The sequence below is a fragment of the Corynebacterium callunae DSM 20147 genome (assembly GCF_000344785.1).
Lineage (GTDB): Bacteria > Actinomycetota > Actinomycetes > Mycobacteriales > Mycobacteriaceae > Corynebacterium > Corynebacterium callunae.
The window spans coordinates 973804-991311 of record NC_020506.1; the positions used below are offsets into that span (position 1 = coordinate 973804).

21 protein-coding genes and 1 tRNA gene are annotated in these 17508 nt (G+C 50.8%); 14 read left to right on the plus strand and 8 right to left on the minus strand.

The genetic code is table 11. The features are described 5' to 3' along the window. Positions 1–52 precede the first annotated feature (52 nt). Positions 53–1546: an amino acid permease gene (locus H924_RS04590; RefSeq protein ID WP_015650791.1), complete on the minus strand. Its 1494-nt coding sequence runs from the start codon at positions 1544–1546 to the stop codon at positions 53–55. A 93-nt stretch (positions 1547–1639) separates the two neighbouring features. Between H924_RS04590 and H924_RS04595 the strand changes: the two genes are divergently transcribed. Together H924_RS04595 and H924_RS04600 are read left to right on the plus strand one after the other, a co-directional pair. Then, complete coding sequence (locus tag H924_RS04595; RefSeq protein WP_015650792.1) at positions 1640–1840, plus strand: Rv0909 family putative TA system antitoxin; 201 nt, start codon at positions 1640–1642, stop codon at positions 1838–1840. An 11-nt stretch (positions 1841–1851) separates the two neighbouring features. Further along, the gene (locus tag H924_RS04600) at positions 1852–2442 is read left to right on the plus strand and encodes a MazG nucleotide pyrophosphohydrolase domain-containing protein (protein ID WP_015650793.1); all 591 of its coding nucleotides are present in this window, start codon (positions 1852–1854) and stop codon (positions 2440–2442) included. Here H924_RS04600 and H924_RS04605 read toward each other — a convergent pair. Together H924_RS04605 and H924_RS04610 are read right to left on the minus strand one after the other, a co-directional pair. Then, complete coding sequence (locus tag H924_RS04605) at positions 2422–2802, minus strand: hypothetical protein (protein WP_015650794.1); 381 nt, start codon at positions 2800–2802, stop codon at positions 2422–2424. The genes H924_RS04600 and H924_RS04605 overlap by 21 nt on opposite strands. Positions 2803–2952: 150 nt before the next feature. Beyond that, positions 2953–3333 (minus strand): porin, encoded by a 381-nt coding sequence (locus tag H924_RS04610; protein WP_015650795.1) that lies wholly within the window; start codon positions 3331–3333, stop codon positions 2953–2955. A 296-nt stretch (positions 3334–3629) separates the two neighbouring features. Between H924_RS04610 and H924_RS04615 the strand changes: the two genes are divergently transcribed. The 8 genes from H924_RS04615 to H924_RS04650 all read left to right on the plus strand — a co-directional run bounded on the left by H924_RS04615 (position 3630) and on the right by H924_RS04650 (position 10127). Then, entirely contained in the window at positions 3630–4418 is a 789-nt protein-coding gene (locus H924_RS04615) for a lytic transglycosylase domain-containing protein (protein ID WP_029703910.1), read from the plus strand. 256 nt (positions 4419–4674) lie between these two features. After that, positions 4675–5952: a phosphopyruvate hydratase gene (gene eno / locus H924_RS04620; protein ID WP_015650797.1), complete on the plus strand. Its 1278-nt coding sequence runs from the start codon at positions 4675–4677 to the stop codon at positions 5950–5952. 117 nt (positions 5953–6069) lie between these two features. Beyond that, positions 6070–6627: an FtsB family cell division protein gene (locus H924_RS04625; protein WP_015650798.1), complete on the plus strand. Its 558-nt coding sequence runs from the start codon at positions 6070–6072 to the stop codon at positions 6625–6627. A gap of 48 nt (positions 6628–6675) precedes the next feature. Next, the gene (locus H924_RS04630; RefSeq protein ID WP_015650799.1) at positions 6676–7230 is read left to right on the plus strand and encodes a DUF501 domain-containing protein; all 555 of its coding nucleotides are present in this window, start codon (positions 6676–6678) and stop codon (positions 7228–7230) included. After that, positions 7230–8186, plus strand: a complete 957-nt coding sequence (locus tag H924_RS04635; protein WP_015650800.1) for a Ppx/GppA phosphatase family protein — start codon at positions 7230–7232, stop codon at positions 8184–8186. Before H924_RS04630 ends, H924_RS04635 begins: the two co-directional genes overlap by 1 nt. Before the next feature lie 127 nt (positions 8187–8313). Beyond that, positions 8314–8387: transfer RNA gene (locus H924_RS04640), tRNA-Leu, on the plus strand. A 613-nt stretch (positions 8388–9000) separates the two neighbouring features. Then, complete coding sequence (locus H924_RS04645; RefSeq protein WP_015650801.1) at positions 9001–9204, plus strand: cold-shock protein; 204 nt, start codon at positions 9001–9003, stop codon at positions 9202–9204. Positions 9205–9356: 152 nt separating this feature from the next. Then, positions 9357–10127 (plus strand): hypothetical protein, encoded by a 771-nt coding sequence (locus tag H924_RS04650; RefSeq protein WP_015650802.1) that lies wholly within the window; start codon positions 9357–9359, stop codon positions 10125–10127. Positions 10128–10225: 98 nt separating this feature from the next. Here H924_RS04650 and H924_RS04655 read toward each other — a convergent pair whose 3' ends face one another. Next, a complete protein-coding gene (locus H924_RS04655) occupies positions 10226–10939 on the minus strand; it encodes an SDR family oxidoreductase (RefSeq protein WP_015650803.1) in 714 nt (237 codons plus the stop codon). A 27-nt stretch (positions 10940–10966) separates the two neighbouring features. Then, positions 10967–12046: an alkene reductase gene (locus tag H924_RS04660; protein ID WP_015650804.1), complete on the minus strand. Its 1080-nt coding sequence runs from the start codon at positions 12044–12046 to the stop codon at positions 10967–10969. Between the two features lie 236 nt (positions 12047–12282). Between H924_RS04660 and H924_RS04665 the strand changes: the two genes are divergently transcribed. After that, positions 12283–13248 (plus strand): AraC family transcriptional regulator, encoded by a 966-nt coding sequence (locus H924_RS04665; RefSeq protein WP_015650805.1) that lies wholly within the window; start codon positions 12283–12285, stop codon positions 13246–13248. A gap of 113 nt (positions 13249–13361) precedes the next feature. Next, positions 13362–14177, plus strand: a complete 816-nt coding sequence (locus tag H924_RS04670) for a Bax inhibitor-1/YccA family protein (protein WP_015650806.1) — start codon at positions 13362–13364, stop codon at positions 14175–14177. Positions 14178–14242: 65 nt separating this feature from the next. Here the strand turns inward: H924_RS04670 and H924_RS04675 are convergent, their stop codons facing one another. The 3 genes from H924_RS04675 to H924_RS13880 all read right to left on the minus strand — a co-directional run bounded on the left by H924_RS04675 (position 14243) and on the right by H924_RS13880 (position 15881). Next, complete coding sequence (locus tag H924_RS04675) at positions 14243–14695, minus strand: hypothetical protein (RefSeq protein WP_015650807.1); 453 nt, start codon at positions 14693–14695, stop codon at positions 14243–14245. 15 nt (positions 14696–14710) lie between these two features. Further along, entirely contained in the window at positions 14711–15235 is a 525-nt protein-coding gene (gene greA, locus H924_RS04680; RefSeq protein WP_015650808.1) for a transcription elongation factor GreA, read from the minus strand. Positions 15236–15410: 175 nt separating this feature from the next. Beyond that, positions 15411–15881: a DUF4307 domain-containing protein gene (locus H924_RS13880; protein ID WP_015650809.1), complete on the minus strand. Its 471-nt coding sequence runs from the start codon at positions 15879–15881 to the stop codon at positions 15411–15413. Between the two features lie 208 nt (positions 15882–16089). On the opposite strand from H924_RS13880, the gene mca reads away from it, so the two are divergent. Both mca and H924_RS04695 read left to right on the plus strand, forming a co-directional pair. Beyond that, positions 16090–16965: a mycothiol conjugate amidase Mca gene (mca, locus tag H924_RS04690; RefSeq protein WP_035108074.1), complete on the plus strand. Its 876-nt coding sequence runs from the start codon at positions 16090–16092 to the stop codon at positions 16963–16965. A gap of 39 nt (positions 16966–17004) precedes the next feature. Next, positions 17005–17325: a hypothetical protein gene (locus tag H924_RS04695; protein WP_015650811.1), complete on the plus strand. Its 321-nt coding sequence runs from the start codon at positions 17005–17007 to the stop codon at positions 17323–17325. Positions 17326–17508 lie beyond the last annotated feature (183 nt).

Below are 17508 nucleotides of genomic sequence, written 5' to 3' on the forward strand. Positions count from 1 at the left end.
GAGCTTTTAAACTATCGCCTTGGAGTTGCTTGGCAAAAACTTGCATGAATCCTTAAAGGCTGAGAGTGCCGTTGATAAGTCCAATGGCACCTGCGCCGGCGGCAATCACCAACACAATCACTACACCCCACTCAAAGGTATTAAAAACTTGCTCTTTACGGTAAAGACGAGTCCAAACATAAGGAATAAGCCCAGGAAGCAGCGCCATGGCTCCAAAGAGAACATATTGGGGATCAGCGGCATAAAAGAGCCAGATGGAATAGACCATCGCGACCACACCGATGATGAGGTGCTTGCGGTTTTCTGCTGTAGGGATCTCCGGGCCGGAATCATCAAAGCGGGTGCCAGCATGAGGGTGGGTGAGTCCCTTGCCACGAGTTGCTAGCAAAACCAGGTAAATAGCGGAGAAGAGATAAGGAACCAAATAAAGGTTAGTGGCCAACTGCACCATGGATACATAGGTGGTTTCATTGAGGAAGAAAACCACAATAAAAAGCTGAATCACGATGGTGGAAATTAGCTGTGCCATCCACGCCGCACCACGGCTATTAATTGCACCAATCTTGCGGGGAATTAGTCCGTCCATGGCCATCATGGCCAGTGGCTCGGCGCAAAGCATCTGCCAAGAAACATAAGCGCCCAAAACAGATAGACATAGGCCAGCAGAAATTAGTGCAGCACCCCAAGGACCTACTACAGCCTCCAGTACTGATGCCATTGAGTTATCGGGCAGTGCGGCAAGTTCAGCTTGGGTGAGTACGCCGTAGCTGAGGGAGGAAATAGAAACCAGCAGCAGAAGTACTGTTATAAAACCGATGACCGTAGCTCGGCTAACGTCATTGCGGGAACGGGCTTGGCGGGAATAAACCGAAGCTCCTTCCACACCGATAAACACCCACACGGTATAGACCATAATGCCGCGGACCTGGTCAAAAACACTGCCAATATCGCCATTGGTGGCCCAAAAATCAAGGGTGAACTTATCCCAACTAAACCCAAGGAAAGTTACCAGGATGATAAAACACAGCAGTGGCAGAATCTTTACCACGGTGGTTAGGGTGGTCAAGAAGGCAGCTTGGGTGACACCACGGGCAACAACGGCAAAAACTAGCCAGGTCAAAAGGCTGACAGCAATGGCTAGAACGATAGGGTGATCTCCAGAAAAGATAGGAACATAGTGCCCCAAGGTGGAGAAGAAAAGGGTTGCATAGCCGACTTGGGCGATAACAGAGCCTAGCCAATAACCCCACGCCGAGGAAAAGCCCACAAAGTCACCCAGTCCCACTCGGGCATAGGCATAAACGCCAGAATCCAAATTTGGCTTACGGCGCGCGAGAACGTGAAAGACAAATGCAACGGATAGCATACCGATGCCGGCGATGATCCAGCCGATAAGCATCGCACCGGGGCCAGCAACAGAACCAATATTTTGGGGTAATGAAAAGATTCCGGCGCCGACAGTTGATCCAATAATTAATGCGATGAGTGTTCGCATAGAAACCGTTTGGCTGGTGGCCACAGTTCCAGTCTCAGTTTGATTGTGCACCCAATCAACTTAGTCGACCACAACAAAGAAGCTAAATTTCGCGTATCCTCGGGCGTCACAAGATCTTCACATGCTAGATAGATAGGAACCTTTATGGGTATTTTTGACAGCGCAAAAGACAAAGCAACCGAATTCTTGAACTCTGAAGCAGGCGAGCAGAAGTCTGATGAATTTCTAAACAAGGCTGCTGATGCAGCTGCTGGTCGCTTTGGTGAAGATAAGTCAGAGCACATCAATCGTGTGCGTGACCTCGCTGATGACCGTCTGGGCACAACCGAGGATCCTGCCGACTAATCTAGACAGTTATGACTGTCATTTTGATTGACCCCCAACACCCCGTCCTGCCCGTTTCTTTTTTAGAAGCGGTGTTAGGGCGGGGTGAAGCAGTTGAAATAGACGTTGATCTCCCCTTAGACCTTTCCTTTTTAGGCATCAAAACGTCGCAAAGCGCCCCCTGGTTTATTACCGCCAACCCGCAACACGGGCGCACCGATGAGCTTTTCGACGCCCGCCCGCATCCAGTGGCTGAGGCAGTCGGGGTCATGCGGGCGGCTGTGGGCCGCGGTGAATGGGAAAAAGCCCAAACTCATGAAAGCCTGATCCCTTATCTTCGTGAGGAATCTGAGGAATTTATTGAGGCAATTTTAAGCGGGGATGAGGCAGAAATCCGCAAAGAATTGGGCGATGTATTTTTACAGGTGCTTTTTCATGCAGAAATCGCCGCCCGTCGGGGACAATTTGAGCTGTCCGACGTGGCGGCGAGTTTTGTGGCCAAAATGCATTCGCGTGCACCCTATCTTTTTGATGGCTCAACCGGAATTGTTGCTGAAGCCGAACAAGAAAGATTGTGGGCCTTGGGTAAGGCGAGCGAGAAATTAGCCCAGGATCAAGCTTGAGGAGAGGTTAGAAGACATAACCTGCAGCTGAGTCATGAAGTCCTGTCGGTCTTCCTTAACGATGCCACAGGCCAAAGCGCGGTTGGCAATGCGCTCAGAATATGCAACGGCAACCAGATTCATTGGGGAAGGAAGCTGGTTAACCGCACCTGAGGTACGCAGGGTAGCTGCGAACTCAGAACGAGTGGTGTTAGCGTGAGCCAGGCCGGAGTTATAAACCGCAGCCTCGAGGATTTGGCAATCGGAGTTGTCGATCGCCGTATTGATCACGCTGAGGTCCTGGGCAGATGCTGCAGGGGTAAGTCCAGCAGTCAAGGCGATAGATGCCGCTGCGATGGTGGCAATGCGTAGCTTTTTCATGGTATTTCCTTAAAGTCTTGGGATTTTACTAGGCAAGTATCACATGAGATGACAAACGCCACAACAGCCAGAATCTTACGTTAAAAGATGTGACTGATGTGGCGAATGGTGTCATTGATGCTACTGGGGTTACCCCCGGCGTAGCTGAGCTTAGGAAGAAAGGGTGGAGGAGAGCTCAGAGATGTAAGTATCTTCCTTGACGAGGCCACAAACCTGTGCGCGGTCTGCAATTGCTGCAGCCTGGTCTGCATTCCAAGCGCCAACCTGCGGGTACTGTGCAGTCAGCCAGCCCTCGCCCTTAGCGGTGATTGCTTCTGCCAGCTCGCGGTTGTACTGACCTTCTTCAAGAACACCACCCTGGGTTAGCGTGGACTCGAGGATTCCACATGGAATCCAGTTGTAGCGGTCGTCTAGTTCTTTGTTGATGGAGGACATGCTTGCGAAGTTAACTGCGGAAGCTGGTGCAGCCAAAGCGGCGATAGCGATTCCTGCGGAAGTTCCGGCAATGGCGATACGACGTGAAATCTTCACGGGTTTTTCTCCTTAAACTAGGGATACCCTCTAGAGGGCATGGGGGCGTTTGTGACAATTATAATAAAGTCCTTTGAAATTCTTTAGAGTCAGTTAAGTTTATATATATCTATATAAAAAGGCCTTTGAGGTGCATCAATAGTGCCTTACTAAGGCTTATGTGAGTTGCCTGAGGGTTGAAAGCTTAAGAAAATTAATTTCAAAACTAAGCAATTTTAGGATTTCCTCAGGTTTAAGGATGTCGGGAAAATGTGGGAATGTCGGAGTTTTCCGCGGAATCGGTACTATCGAATCTCATGAGTTCAGGGCTTCAGAAGACATTGGGATTTGGCTGCGGTGCAGTGTTGGCAGTGGTCATGGTGATCTCTTTTGTCGGCTGGGCCTTAAGTGTGATGGATAATGCCGCACCAAATCGGCAACTGGAGCAGATCCCGGCAGACGTGCCACCTGCGCGTGGTGAGGTAGTTCCGGAAATTGATATCAATGCCGAGGGTCGTACCTCCCAACACCTAAATTTTTGGGCAGAACCCATTGCAATTGACACCGGAATCTCACCTCAGGCAATGGCGGCCTATGGAAACGCCGAATTGATTGCCACTGAATTTTGGCCAAATTGCAACATTGCATGGACAACGCTTGCTGGAATTGGACAAATTGAAACTCGCCATGGCACCTACAATGGCAAGCTTTTTGGCGGCAGTAACCTTAATGAAAACGGTATTGCAGATCCACCAATTATCGGTGTTCCACTAGATGGCTCACCTGGCCTGGCAGAAATTCCTGATTCTGACGGTGGGCAGTGGGATGGGGATACGGAATATGACCGCGCAGTCGGTCCGATGCAATTTATTCCAGAGTCTTGGGAGCGTTTAGGTCTGGATGCCGATGGTGATGGGGTAGCAAACCCCAATCAGATTGATGATGCTGCCTTAAGTGCTGCCAATCTTTTGTGTTCTAGTGGCGGAGACCTCTCCACTCCTGAAGGGTGGACTGCTGCGGTACACGCCTACAACATGTCCAATCAGTATCTAATTGACGTGCGTGACGCCGCGGCTTCCTACGCTTTGCGACAGCCGGCAATTTAGCGCTTAAAAATAAAGCCAAAAGAACACAGTTTTCGACATCCTTTAAGCCCTAAGAAAATGTGGGAATGTGTGGTTTCGGACATAAATGGGCAGGAAAAGGGGTGTTATATTCCACTAAATCCATGTGATTGCGTCATGGAAACGAGATTCATGCAACAATTGGAGGCAGACGTGATTGAAAGCCAGTGCTTTAGGGTGATGGTTTTTAATGACGTAATTATTCTGGATAGCTCCCAAGTTGGCATAGGAGGCCACAGTGGCTGAAATCATGCACGTATTCGCTCGCGAAATTCTCGATTCCCGAGGAAACCCTACCGTTGAGGCAGAGGTTTTCTTGGACGATGGCTCCCACGGTGTCGCAGGTGTTCCTTCCGGCGCATCTACCGGAGTTCACGAGGCTCATGAGCTACGTGACGGTGGCGATCGCTACCTGGGCAAGGGCGTTCTTAAGGCAGTAGAGAACGTTAATGAAGAGATCGGCGACGAGCTCGCTGGCCTCGAGGCCGACGATCAGCGTCTGATCGATGAGGCCATGATCAAGCTCGACGGCACTGCAAACAAGTCCCGCCTCGGCGCAAACGCCATCCTTGGCGTTTCCATGGCAGTGGCAAAGGCAGCAGCGGAATCCGCTGGCCTGCCATTGTTCCGCTACATCGGCGGACCAAACGCTCACGTTCTTCCAGTTCCAATGATGAACATCATCAACGGTGGCGCACACGCTGACTCCGGTGTGGACGTTCAGGAATTCATGATCGCTCCAATCGGTGCTGAGACCTTTGCTGAGGCACTGCGTCAGGGTGCTGAGGTTTACCACGCACTCAAGTCCGTCATCAAGGCAAAGGGTCTGTCCACCGGCCTGGGCGACGAGGGTGGATTTGCACCTTCCGTTGGCTCTACCCGCGAGGCACTTGACCTTATCGTTGAGGCAATTGAGAAGGCTGGCTTTACCCCAGGTAAGGACATCGGACTTGCACTTGACGTTGCTTCCTCCGAGTTCTACAAGGATGGCAAGTACCACTTCGAAGGTGGCGAGCACACCGCTGAGGAGATGGCTAACGTTTATGCAGAGCTCGTAGCTGCATACCCAATCGTTTCCATCGAGGATCCACTGCAAGAAGATGACTGGGAGGGTTACACCAACCTCACCGCTCAGATCGGCGACAAAGTTCAGATCGTTGGCGATGACTTCTTCGTGACCAACCCTGAGCGTCTGCAGGAAGGCATTGACAAGAAGGCTGCTAACGCACTTCTCGTTAAGGTCAACCAGATCGGTACCCTCACCGAGACCTTCGACGCTGTTGACCTTGCACACCGCAATGGCTACCGCACCATGATGTCCCACCGTTCCGGTGAGACCGAGGACACCACCATTGCTGACCTCGCAGTCGCACTTAACTGCGGCCAGATCAAGACCGGTGCTCCTGCACGTTCCGACCGTGTTGCAAAGTACAACCAGTTGCTGCGCATCGAGCAGCTGCTCGGCGACGCTGCAGTTTACGCAGGCCGTGGCGCATTCCCTCGTTTCCAGGGCTAATACGCTTTTCGACGCTTGACCCCAACGCCCCAGCAACCTCCCTGGTTGCTGGGGATTTGGCGTGAGTGGGGGCGTCGCAAAGCAGGTTTTTAAAGCATATGACTAAGATCAAGGGTTATGGCAAAGCAGAAGAAGTCTCATAAAGGAATCGTTCCTGTCTCCAGCAGGGAACGGGCATCGGAGACCGTTTCTGCAGCTCGCGCCCCTTTTAAGCTTGGCGCCGTCGGACTTGCATCCCTGGCGGTTGCGGTGTTGGTCATTCTTTTTGTTATCGCCATCCCAGTCCGCAACTATTTTCAATTGCGCTCTGAAATTGCCCATACGCAGGCCTCAATTGCCGCCAAAGAGCAGCAAATCACGCAATTGGAATCAGACCTGGAGCGTTACCGGTCCGAAGCCTATATCCGCGAACAAGCACGCCTGCGTTTAGGTGTGATTGAACCAGGGGAGACCGCCTTTAGAATTTTGGATCCCGCTTTGGAAACTGATACTTCTGTCACCTCTTATGGCACCGAAGCTGAACCGCTCGGCCCGTGGTATGAAAATCTGTGGGATTCCGTCACCGAACCAGAGGCAATTGGTGAAGGCGAGATTGCTCCGCCAGCTCCGGTGACTACCTCCGAGACGCCGGTACCATCTTCACCATCTGCAGAAGCGCCCGCACCTGCCCAGTAGGAATACTCAATAGGGACGTCAGCTTCATCTCATGACAGAATAGATAACATGAGTGTTACTGATGCAGATCTAAAAGCTGTCGAAGAGCAGCTGGGAAGGGCGCCACGCGGAGTCCTTGAAATTTCCTATCGCAGCCCTGATGGGGTTCCCGGCGTAGTTATGACCGCCCCCAAGCTTGACGATGGCACCCCATTTCCAACGCTTTACTATTTAACTGATCCACGCCTGACCACCGAAGCATCCCGCCTTGAAGTTGCTTTGATCATGAAGTGGATGACTGATCGTCTTGGTACCGACGAAGAACTGCGTGCCGATTACCAGCGTGCTCACGAGCACTACTTGGCAAAGCGCAATGCAATTGAAGATCTAGGCACCGACTTCTCCGGTGGTGGTATGCCAGACCGTGTGAAGTGCCTACATGTGCTCATTGCATACGCATTGGCAGAAGGCCCCGACCATTTCCGTCTGGGCACTGAAGCAGTAGCACTAGCTGCAGAACACGCCGACCTGCGTGGCACTGCCATCCCTGCAGATTGGCCTACTCTGGAAGAACTTGGCATTGATATCAACGAGTTTGATTTCTCCCGAGCGGGTGGCGTTTAATGACGCGATTTGCTGCTGTGGATTGCGGAACCAACTCCATTCGCCTTTTGATCTCTGAGCTCACAACCGATGGACTTCAAGAACTTACCCGCGACAATAAGATTGTGCGCCTGGGTAAAGGTGTAGACGCTACGGGCCAATTAGACCCCGAGTCCATTGCACGCACGCGTGTTGCGTTAGAGGAATATGTACAGGTGATGGAGGAATATGGAGTCGATGCAGTTCGCATGGTCGCCACCTCTGCCACTCGCGACGCCTCCAACCGTGAAGAGTTCTTTGCTATGACTAGGGAGCTTCTCTCACGCATCCAACCTGGCTACCAAGCCGAGGTTATTAGCGGTGAAGAAGAAGCTTCCCTATCCTTCCGTGGTGCGGTTGCTGATCTTCCTGCTGATCAGGGACCTTTTTGTGTTATCGATCTTGGCGGTGGATCCACCGAATTTATCGTTGGTGAGCACAATGGAGAAATCCTGGGTTCACACTCAGCTCAAATGGGCTGCGTGCGCCTGACTGAACGTATTATGCGCAGTGATCCCCCCACTCCAACCGAGGTGGAAATCGCCCGCGATTATGTTGCAGAGCGCATTGCAGACGTTAAGAAGATTGTGCCAATCGCAAAGGCCAAGACCTTTGTGGGATGCGCTGGCACCTTCACCACTATTTCTGCATGGGTACAAGGCTTAGAAAGCTATGACCGCAACGCTATTCACCTATCAGTGCTGAACTTCGATGCACTACGGGTGGTAACCGATGAGATTATTTCAGAGTCTGCGGCTCAGCGTGCCAGCAATCCAGTGGTAGATATCGGACGGGCCGACGTTATTGGTGGCGGCTCAGTGGTGGTCCAGGCCACCATTAAACTCGCAGCTGAAGAAGCTGGGGCAAACTCCATCGTGATCTCTGAAAAAGATATTCTTGATGGCTTGATTCTGGGTCTGGTAGATCAACACATCTAGTTTCGAAGTTTTTGAGAACTTATTTTGACCCCCAATTCCGAGGTTTAAGGCACCATGTTCTATGATGTTGTAGGTGTTTTAAACCTCGGTTTGGCACTTTAAGAATGTGTGCTTTTGGTTCACATTCGCCCCCATAGCCCAATCGGCAGAGGCGGTTGACTTAAAATCAATACAGTGTGGGTTCGAGTCCCACTGGGGGCACAATGACCAGCGGAAACGCTGGGTAAATAGGCACTATTTCGGCTTAAGTGACGAAATAGTGCCTATTTATTTTTGGACTTAGTGCGTTTTGGAACCTTTAGGGTCTTAGGGTTTTCGGTTTTTGGGGTTTTCCTAAAGTAGTTCACGGGGTAGCGCATGGGGTGGTGCACGGGGAAAGCTTAAGTTTTAGCAGGTTTTTGCGGCCTATTTTCCCTAATGTATTCAGTTTCCAAAAAGTTTCCTGGATAGTTTTTGGAGCAGATTGAGAATTGTTTAGGCGGCAGTTTTCTCAGGTAATAGCAGGTCAGGTGTGTGAAATTTGGTTTGCATGACGTGTTTGGGTCAGCCTTGCAGAGTTGGCTGATCGCAGAATTTTAAACAAAAGTTGCTCTTGCACTATCAATCGAAGCTGTTTTATGGCACACTAGAACATGGTCGCGGTTTCTGTACGCAGTGTTTAGGCGCTTGCAAGAGATGTACACGCGAGCGCCCGGTTTTCCACAATCATGCATTAACTGCGGAGGTTGAGGTCGCCGAGGAGTTTTAACGACCTGGGTGTCAGCGAATCATGCTGACGCACATAGCATCACCTCTTAAGAAATAAGGTATTAAAATGGCACAGGGAACTGTGAAGTGGTTCAACGCTGAAAAGGGCTTTGGTTTCATCGCTCCTTCCGACGGATCCGCTGACGTATTCGTCCACTACTCCGAGATTCAAAGCGGCGGTTTCCGCAGCCTTGAAGAGAACCAGCAGGTTGAGTACGAACTTGGTGAAGGCGCCAAGGGTCCTCAGGCTCAGCAGGTTCGTGCACTTTAAGCCTAACGCTTAACGCACATTAAAACCGCCACACCTTCGGGTGTGGCGGTTTTTCTTATTTTAATTTGGCACAACAGTGGTGGCTCGTCCAAGTATCCAAAGTGATAGGGCAATATAGGTGCAATAACTTCAGCGAAATAGAAAGTGCGCGCATGTATTCCGATGACGATTCAGAAGATTTTGTTAGCCGTGACGAGCTTAATGCGGATCTTGATGTCACCATAGATTACGACTTCCCAGATGCCACGGCGTTGATCAGTATTGAAGTCCAACCTCATAATGGGATGGCTTATGATCTCCCGCATATGACATTGGTGGAAGGACTGCGCGAAGTTATCACCACTTATTGTCAGCTGCACCATTATTACCGGGAACCGGGTACGTTGGTTTCTGAAATTGATCCTCCAGTTGGGGCGGTTCAATATTATGTGGAGTTGGCATATGCAATTACTCTCACAGAAGCCCTAGAAGAGGACCGTGCACAGGTTGATTTCACGAGGCGAGTATTGCTCTTAGAAAAGCTAGTGGACAGTTTGAAGAGAGTCGCAAAGCGCAATGTGGTGGTTTCCCAAGCTTTATCCTGTGCGCAATCGGCCTTGCAGATGGCTGCAGAATTTGATTTAGAATCCTCTGAGGAATACTTGAAGGACCTTAGACTAAGGCTTCCCCTGGATTATGTGCGTTATCTCCCCACTGATGAGGAAGAACAGCATGGGGAATGGGAGGAGCGTCTGGCAAAATTAAATGAAGACTGCCTGGACTATCCTTTTTTTATTTTTGTAGATGATGTCCAATCAGCTGAAGAATTTGAAGCTGCAGATAATTTGGATGATAAGAATAGGCTCATTGTCTCAAAAGGGGAGTGGCCGTTGACCTGGGATGATGTCCGCCCGCGGCGCAGAATCTTCTTGCACACCGCCTAAAGTCACTCAGCAGAACACCAATGAAGCCCTCGCACCCCAATATAGGGAGTTGCGAGGGCTTCATGTGTGCCTTGAGCCAGAAATTCCGAGAAGTGGGCCTAGTTCTCAGCGTTTAGCTGTGGATACATCGTCTCCAGAGGAGCAGACAAACCAGCCTTAAAGCCCTTGGCGGTATCGTCGGCCAGCACTTCATAGCTTCCCGCAGCTAGACCGTCAAAAACTTGATTGACCAGGTCTGCTGGAGCCAGTTTTGGCGCGTTGGCGTGTGCTGCCATTGGAGTGTCGACAAATCCCATATGCACGCCCATCACATGAACTCCGGCAGGCAGCAATTCCAAACGCAGTGAGTTGGTAACTGACCACAATCCCGCTTTGGTAGCTGAGTAGATGCCAGCGAGGGCATTCCAAGACAAAGCGGAGTGGATGTTGATGATGGCAGCCTCACCGCTGTGCTGGGAAAGAAGAGGTGCAAATGCTCGGGAGAGGAACAGTGGTCCGAGGAAATTGGTTTCCATACTAGAACGAATCTCTTCATCAGTATGAGTCAAAATGCCAGTACTTTGAGTTGAGACACCAGCATTATTGATCAATACGGTGACGTCGGAAGCCTGTTCCGCTACGGCTTGGATGGAGGCGGGGTCTGTGACATCAAGTTGCAGAGGAATAACTCGCTCATCCTCCCACTCGCGGGGTTGACGAGCAGTCGCGTATACCTTTGCAGCACCACGAGTGAGTGCTTCTTCAACAAATTGGCGGCCAATGCCACCGTTTGCGCCGGTAACTAGGACAACGGCATTTTTAAGTGAAGTCATTTTCTAAGCTTTCTATACTTGAGCGAATTAGGCTTGGTTGAGAGTTGGGTAGTCTGTATAGCCATGGGCACCACCGGCATAAAGCGTTGCTGGATCCACATCATTTAGCTCAGCTCCAGTACGAAGGCGTTCTACGATATCTGGATTTGCAAGAGCCATACGTCCCAAAGGAGCAATATCTGCTAGTCCGGCCTCAACATCGGCCGCGATATTTTCCCTTTCGCGTCCATAACGAACAACCAGCACAGCAGTAGGCCACGTCTGACGCAGAGATGCCAAGAGCTCGTCATCTCCGAGGTGGTGGACATGGAGATAAACCAAGTTCAATTTGGCCAGCTCAGAGACCAAGTACTCGTATTGCGCTCGAACAGCAGTGACATCACCTTCGTCGAGTCCACCCAGTGGGAAGGCCGGGGAGATACGGATACCGGTACGGTGGGCACCAATTTCTTCAGAAATTGCTTTTGCTACTTCGATGACAATGCGGGCGCGATTTTCTACAGATCCGCCGTATTCATCAGTGCGTTGATTGGCATTGGGGGCGAGGAACTGGTGAAGGAGGTAACCATTTGCGGAGTGGATTTCTACACCGTCGGCGCCGGCAGCAACTGCAGAAGCAGCAGCATGGCGGAATTCTGCAATAACATCCTGAATTTCAGCAGTGCTGAGTTCATGTGGAACAGGAGCTATTTCTTTACCGTTGGGGGTATAAATTTCCTGTTCCGCGGAAATTGCAGACGGTGCTACAGGCAACTGACCTTCGGTATTGTTGTCCTGATGGGCAAGTCGTCCCGCGTGCATCAACTGGATGAACAAGTGGCCGCCGTTTTCATGCACAGCATCCGCTACTTTTGACCAGCCTGCAATGTGCTCAGGAGTATAGATACCGGGGGTATTCATATATCCCTGGCCGACGGCGGAAGGCTGTGCACCTTCGCTGATAATTAGTCCCAGGGAAGCGCGTTGGCGGTAGTACTCGCTAATAAGATCGCCGGGTACGCCCTCGGAATCGGCGCGATTTCGGGTCATGGGAGCCATGGCCAAACGGTGGGACAGTTGAATTTCTCCCAGCGTAAATGGCTGCCATATAGCGTCGAGGGAAGTCATAGATTAATCCTTTTGGGTTGCTGTACAGACATGAAATGTCCTGACCATACTCATAACTGAGCCTAGTCATAGTTTATTCCCGCAACTGGCAAGCCCTTTAAAGTTTTCACTTTCGCAAAATTCCTTGCTATCCCATGTGAAGAAACGGTAGGATCACATTCAAATCAAGTGAGGTTAGCGTAACCTACATTAATGTGAAATGGCCGAGGATTCGGCGAGGTCGAAAAGGAGCTTTTATGAACACAGCCAGCCTATTGTGGTGCAGTGCAGGCACAACCACAGTCCATGTTGCTGATTCAAGCTTTAGCGTTGTAGCCGGAGATCTCCTCCACGTCCCCAACGGCCTGCATTGGGAGGATCGCGATACCGCATTATTGCTGGAAATTAAGTTCAATCCGGAAATTCTCAAAGGTTCCGCCCGTCGAATTCATCTGGGCAAGGCATGGAATGAGCGCCTCATTTATGAATACAGTCGCAGTCTCCTCGGGGAGCGTAGCTTGTCGGCGGAAATCTTGGCGCTTTTTAGGGATCGCATCGCCGCTCCTCCTTTGCCGACACCTCGCAAGGCTCGCTCCGTAGCGCAGGTTTTGGCTGCCAACCCAGCGGACCAAACGAGTCTGGAAGCTTTCGCCGCGCAACAGGGCGTGTCCGCGCGTACCCTTCAGCGCCAGTTCCTGCAGTCCACGGGATTTTCTTTTAGTGAGTGGCGTGCTGCCCAGCGCGTTTTTGTCGCCTCTAGCTTGTTGGCCCATGATTTCAGCATTTCAGTGGCCGCCAACCTAGTTGGCTTTGCGGCGACCAGTAGCTTGACCCGCGCTTTTCGACGACATACTGGAGCAACTCCATCAGCATTTACAAATGCTCAGATAGGTATGGGAGCAGTAGGGCAGGCTCCTAAAATTCCAGCTCTAACCGCATTTGCTGAAGCAACTCGGGATCAACAATTATGGATTCATAGTGGCACCGCAACGGTTACCACTGATGGGTATTGCCGCTTCTTAGGCCAAGGAGATATGGCTACCATCCCGGCAGGTACACACACTCGAATTGACGTTGCCGCAGGCTCTATTGCCTTGCCTGTTCCAATCGGTGTAGCCGAAGAAGATATGAATTTGGATCGTGTTTTAAGTCTGCATAAGGAACAGGAATTGCTCCTCAAGGTGGTGGAAAACCCGCAGCTTTTGGAAACTGCAGTGAACTAAAAACAACTATTTCTATAAATAAGCATTAAATAATTGTATTGGGGAACTAAAACTCGATTATCGACGTTGATTTATATGAAGTAAAAAATCAACTGAAAGGATCGGGGACCCCCTTGCGAAGCAGCAATCCCGTTTTTAGCTCCCTGAAGGAAACTCAAAGGCCACACGGCCAAAACCCATACGGCGGTTACGACAACTTCGGTGGTGTCTACCAACAAAACTCTGCTCCTCAGCGGACAGAACGCCCCATGACCGTCGATGACGTGATTACCAAAACTGGAATCACTCTTGCGGTCATTGTCGTTTCGGCTTTGATTACTTTTGGCGTCTGGCTCTTTAACCCAGCCCTCGGCATGATGCTGACCCTGATTGGCGCGATCGGCGGTTTTGTAACCGTCCTTATCAGCACCTTCGGAAAGAAGTACGGTTCGGCAGCCGTCACCCTTACTTATGCAGTTTTTGAAGGCCTTTTTGTCGGTGGTATTTCGCTCTTGCTCTCCGAATTTACCGTTGGAGCTTCCGACGCCGGCGCTTTGATTGGCCAAGCAGTGCTGGGCACCATCGGTGTATTCATCGGCATGCTCTTTGTTTATAAGACTGGCGCTATCAAGGTCACCCCTAAGTTCAACCGCATCCTCACCTCCATGATGATCGGCGTGCTGGTGCTCGCTTTGGGCAACTTCTTTATGGCAATGTTCCTCGGTACGAGCCCACTTCGAGATGGTGGCATCATCGCTATAATCTTCTCCCTCTTCTGCATCGGCCTGGCAGCTTTTAGCTTCCTCACCGACTTTGATGCAGCAGACCGTATGGTTCGCGAAGGCGTTCCTGCAAAGATGGCATGGGGCGTAGCCCTCGGCTTGGCAGTGACTTTGGTGTGGCTCTACACCGAAATTTTGCGTCTGCTCAGCTACTTCAGAAATGACTAGTAGTAGATACTAAAAATCCGGTTACCTCCATCGTGGAGGTAACCGGATTTTTTATTTAGCTCAGCTTAAAGAGCAATAACTTCGCCATCAACGGTGACCTGTGCGAAGACCAAACCCTGAGAAGACTCAGTAGGGAAGGAAAGCTCAACGTCGACGTCTTTGGTCTCAGTCTTTTCGCCATTGGCGGCAGTGACTACACGGGTAGCAGTTCCAGTTGCAGAAGTTGCTTCCCATGCATCCCAGTGAATCTCGGTAAGCTGCTCGCTGTTATCCAAGCAGTTGAGGGAGATTTCTGCAGGCTGCTGCTCTGGAGCACCAACACAATCGATATAGCCAGGAGCATTCGCAGCTGCTGCCACAGTGGTAGCGGTGGAGGAGTGCGTAGGAGCTTCAACACCAGTTGCGGTTTCTACCTTGAGGTCAGAATCGTTCTGGTGTGGAGGAGTACAAGCAGCCAAAGCCAACGCAGCCAATGCTGCAGTAGCGGATGCCAAAAGCTTTTGTGAATGTGAAGACATTTTTAGATAAGTTCCTTAGTCCTTGTTGCGCAGCGCTGCTGCCTTTTCAGAGTTATAAGGTTCTGCGGAAACCACAGTGACAGAGATAACCGAACCGTTAGGAGCGGTGTACTCGCGGGTATCACCCTCCTGAGCACCAAGAATTGCAGCGCCCAGTGGGGACTGCTCGGAGTAGGTCTCCAGATCAGGGTTCTCGGAAGCGGCAGCGCGGGTACCGATAAGGAAGGTTTCCTTGTCGCTCTTGTCACCGTCATAATAAACGTGGACCACAGAGCCAACGTGTGCGACGCCTTCGATGATTCCTTCGCGCTCGGTGGTGGAGTTAGCCAACACCTCAGAAATCTGCTTGATTCGAGCTTCTTCCTGATCCTGCATTTCGCGGGCTGCGTCGTAGCCTGCGTTTTCCTTCAGGTCGCCCTCTTCGCGACGCTCATTGATTTCTGCAGCTACGGCTGGGCGGTGGGCGATAAGAGCGTTGAGCTCCTCTTCCAACTTAGCCTTGGTTTCAGGGGTGATGTACTGCTTTTCTGCACTTGCCATGGTGTTTACCCTCCCGGGAACTGTAGAGGTAGATCACCGGTCAACCGTGCTCATGTCATGACTTAAGCCCCGGTTTTCCCCGGGGCCAATAGTTACATGATGCACGCGGAAATTGACCGGCAATGTCAACGTACGCTTTCTGCTGCAAATTTTAGCACAGCAATTTTTTGGAGCTTTAGAAGTTCATATGTGAAGGAATAATGGTGGAACATCCATAAACGCCACCGGAAACCGCAATGTCGCGGGTGGGGATCAATGTCGAGATGCGAACAGTGGAGTGATCGCTTGGCTCAACCAAAACTTCTCGACGTCCAACCTCTGCATGTGAATAGTCCTTAGCAGTCACAATGCAATAAGCCTTCTGGCTGGGATCATCACGAGTGACATCAACTTCAAAGCGGAATGTGTCATCGTCGATCCTTTCAAAAGAGCCCATTTGGCCAGATACCGTCTGAGATTCACGATTATTCATAAAGTTCGCAAAGGCAACGATCAAGGCGATAATCAATAAGACGCCCACGATTGCGATCGCCTTACCACCCCAATTCCCGCCACTTATGGTCCCACCTTCAGTGTTATAACGGCTGCTGGGGCGCTGGGAGCTTGGAATTTTGGAATTAGATGAAGCGTTGGAATTGGTGCTCATGGCGAAGTTCGTCGACGTCCTCTTCAAAGCCGTGCATGGTAACCGCCGGAGTCAAAAATATGATCTAGCGGAGTGGGGATAGTCAATATATTAGTCGTCATCGGGAAAACTGATAACCGGGGTCGACGAACATAGGGTTATCATGGATTGAATACAAATCAACTAATTTTTTAGCAAAGTAGAAATTGCTACAGAAAGGATGAAACACGTGAGTGGTCTACGCCTAATGGCGATCCACGCCCACCCAGACGACGAGTCCAGTAAGGGCGCGGCCACGATGGCTCGTTATGCGGCAGAAGGCAATCGAGTAATGGTTGTCACCTGTACGGGAGGTGAGCGCGGTGACATCCTTAATCCAGCCATGGACAAGCCAGGTGTGCTGGAAAATATTTCTGAAATCCGTAAGAAGGAAATGGCCACGGCCATGGAAGTCTTGGGAACCGAACACCGGTGGTTGGGATATGAAGATTCCGGCCTGCCACAAGGTGATCCACTTCCGCCATTGCCAGCAGGCTGTTTTGCGCTGGAGGACTTGGATAAGGTGACCCGTGACTTGGTCGCAGTAATCCGTGAATTCCAGCCTCATGTGATCATTACTTATGATGAAAACGGCGGTTATCCACACCCTGACCACATCAAGGTTCATGAGGCATCCATGCAAGCGTGGGAAAAAGCTGGCGATGCTGATTATGAGCCCGAAGCTGGTGCTCCTTGGAAGCCTTTGAAGCTTTATTACACCCATGGCTTTATTCGTCAGCGCATGCAAATGTTCCATGACCTACTAATTGCTGAGGGGAAGCCCAGCCCCTACACTCCAATGCTGGAGCGCTGGCAGGCCAACCAAGCCGATATTATGGCTCGAGTAACCACGCAGGTGCCAAGTGCTCAGTATTTTGAACAGCGTGATGCAGCTTTGCGTGCCCACGCTACGCAGATTGATCCCGCTGGCGCATTCTTCGGAACACCAGTAGAGGTCCAGCAGGAACTGTGGCCAACAGAAGAATTTGAATTGGCAAAAACTCGGGTAAAAACCTCAATCCCCGAGGATGACCTGTTTGCTGGAATCACTCCCGATGCAGAATAATGCTTAAAGACAACATCCTTTAGGAAGGACTTTCCAGGCGTGATTGATTTCAGCCCAGTGTTATATACCGCCGCGAGCGCATATAACAACACCCAAACCCTTATTCTTGCGCAACAACAAGAAGGTGGCCCATTGGGGCCAGAGTTCGGAAAAGCTTCTCCAGTTGGACTTTTGCTCATTGTTGCCATGCTTGCAGCGGTATTAACACTTGGCTGGATGTTTCATCGTCGTTGGTCACGCATGAACCGTAGGCGTATCTTCGCTGAGCGCCATGGCCTTGATCCTTTTGATATTGAAGGAGTCCGCAAGGCCATGGCAGAAGCGGGTCTGAATGAAAAGTCGAAAAAAGGCTTCTTTTAATTAAGAGTTGTGTTAAGGTCTTGAACATGTTCGCAGCACGATTTTATTTTATGTCCGGCTCCGGGGTTCCCCGCGCAAGCTGGCCATTAATTGTGCCAAGTTAACGCGAACAAGTTCCGGAGTCGAGCAGCACCTCCCCGCAAGGGTCGAGGGGCTGCTTTTTTGTTTCCCATATAGTCTTCT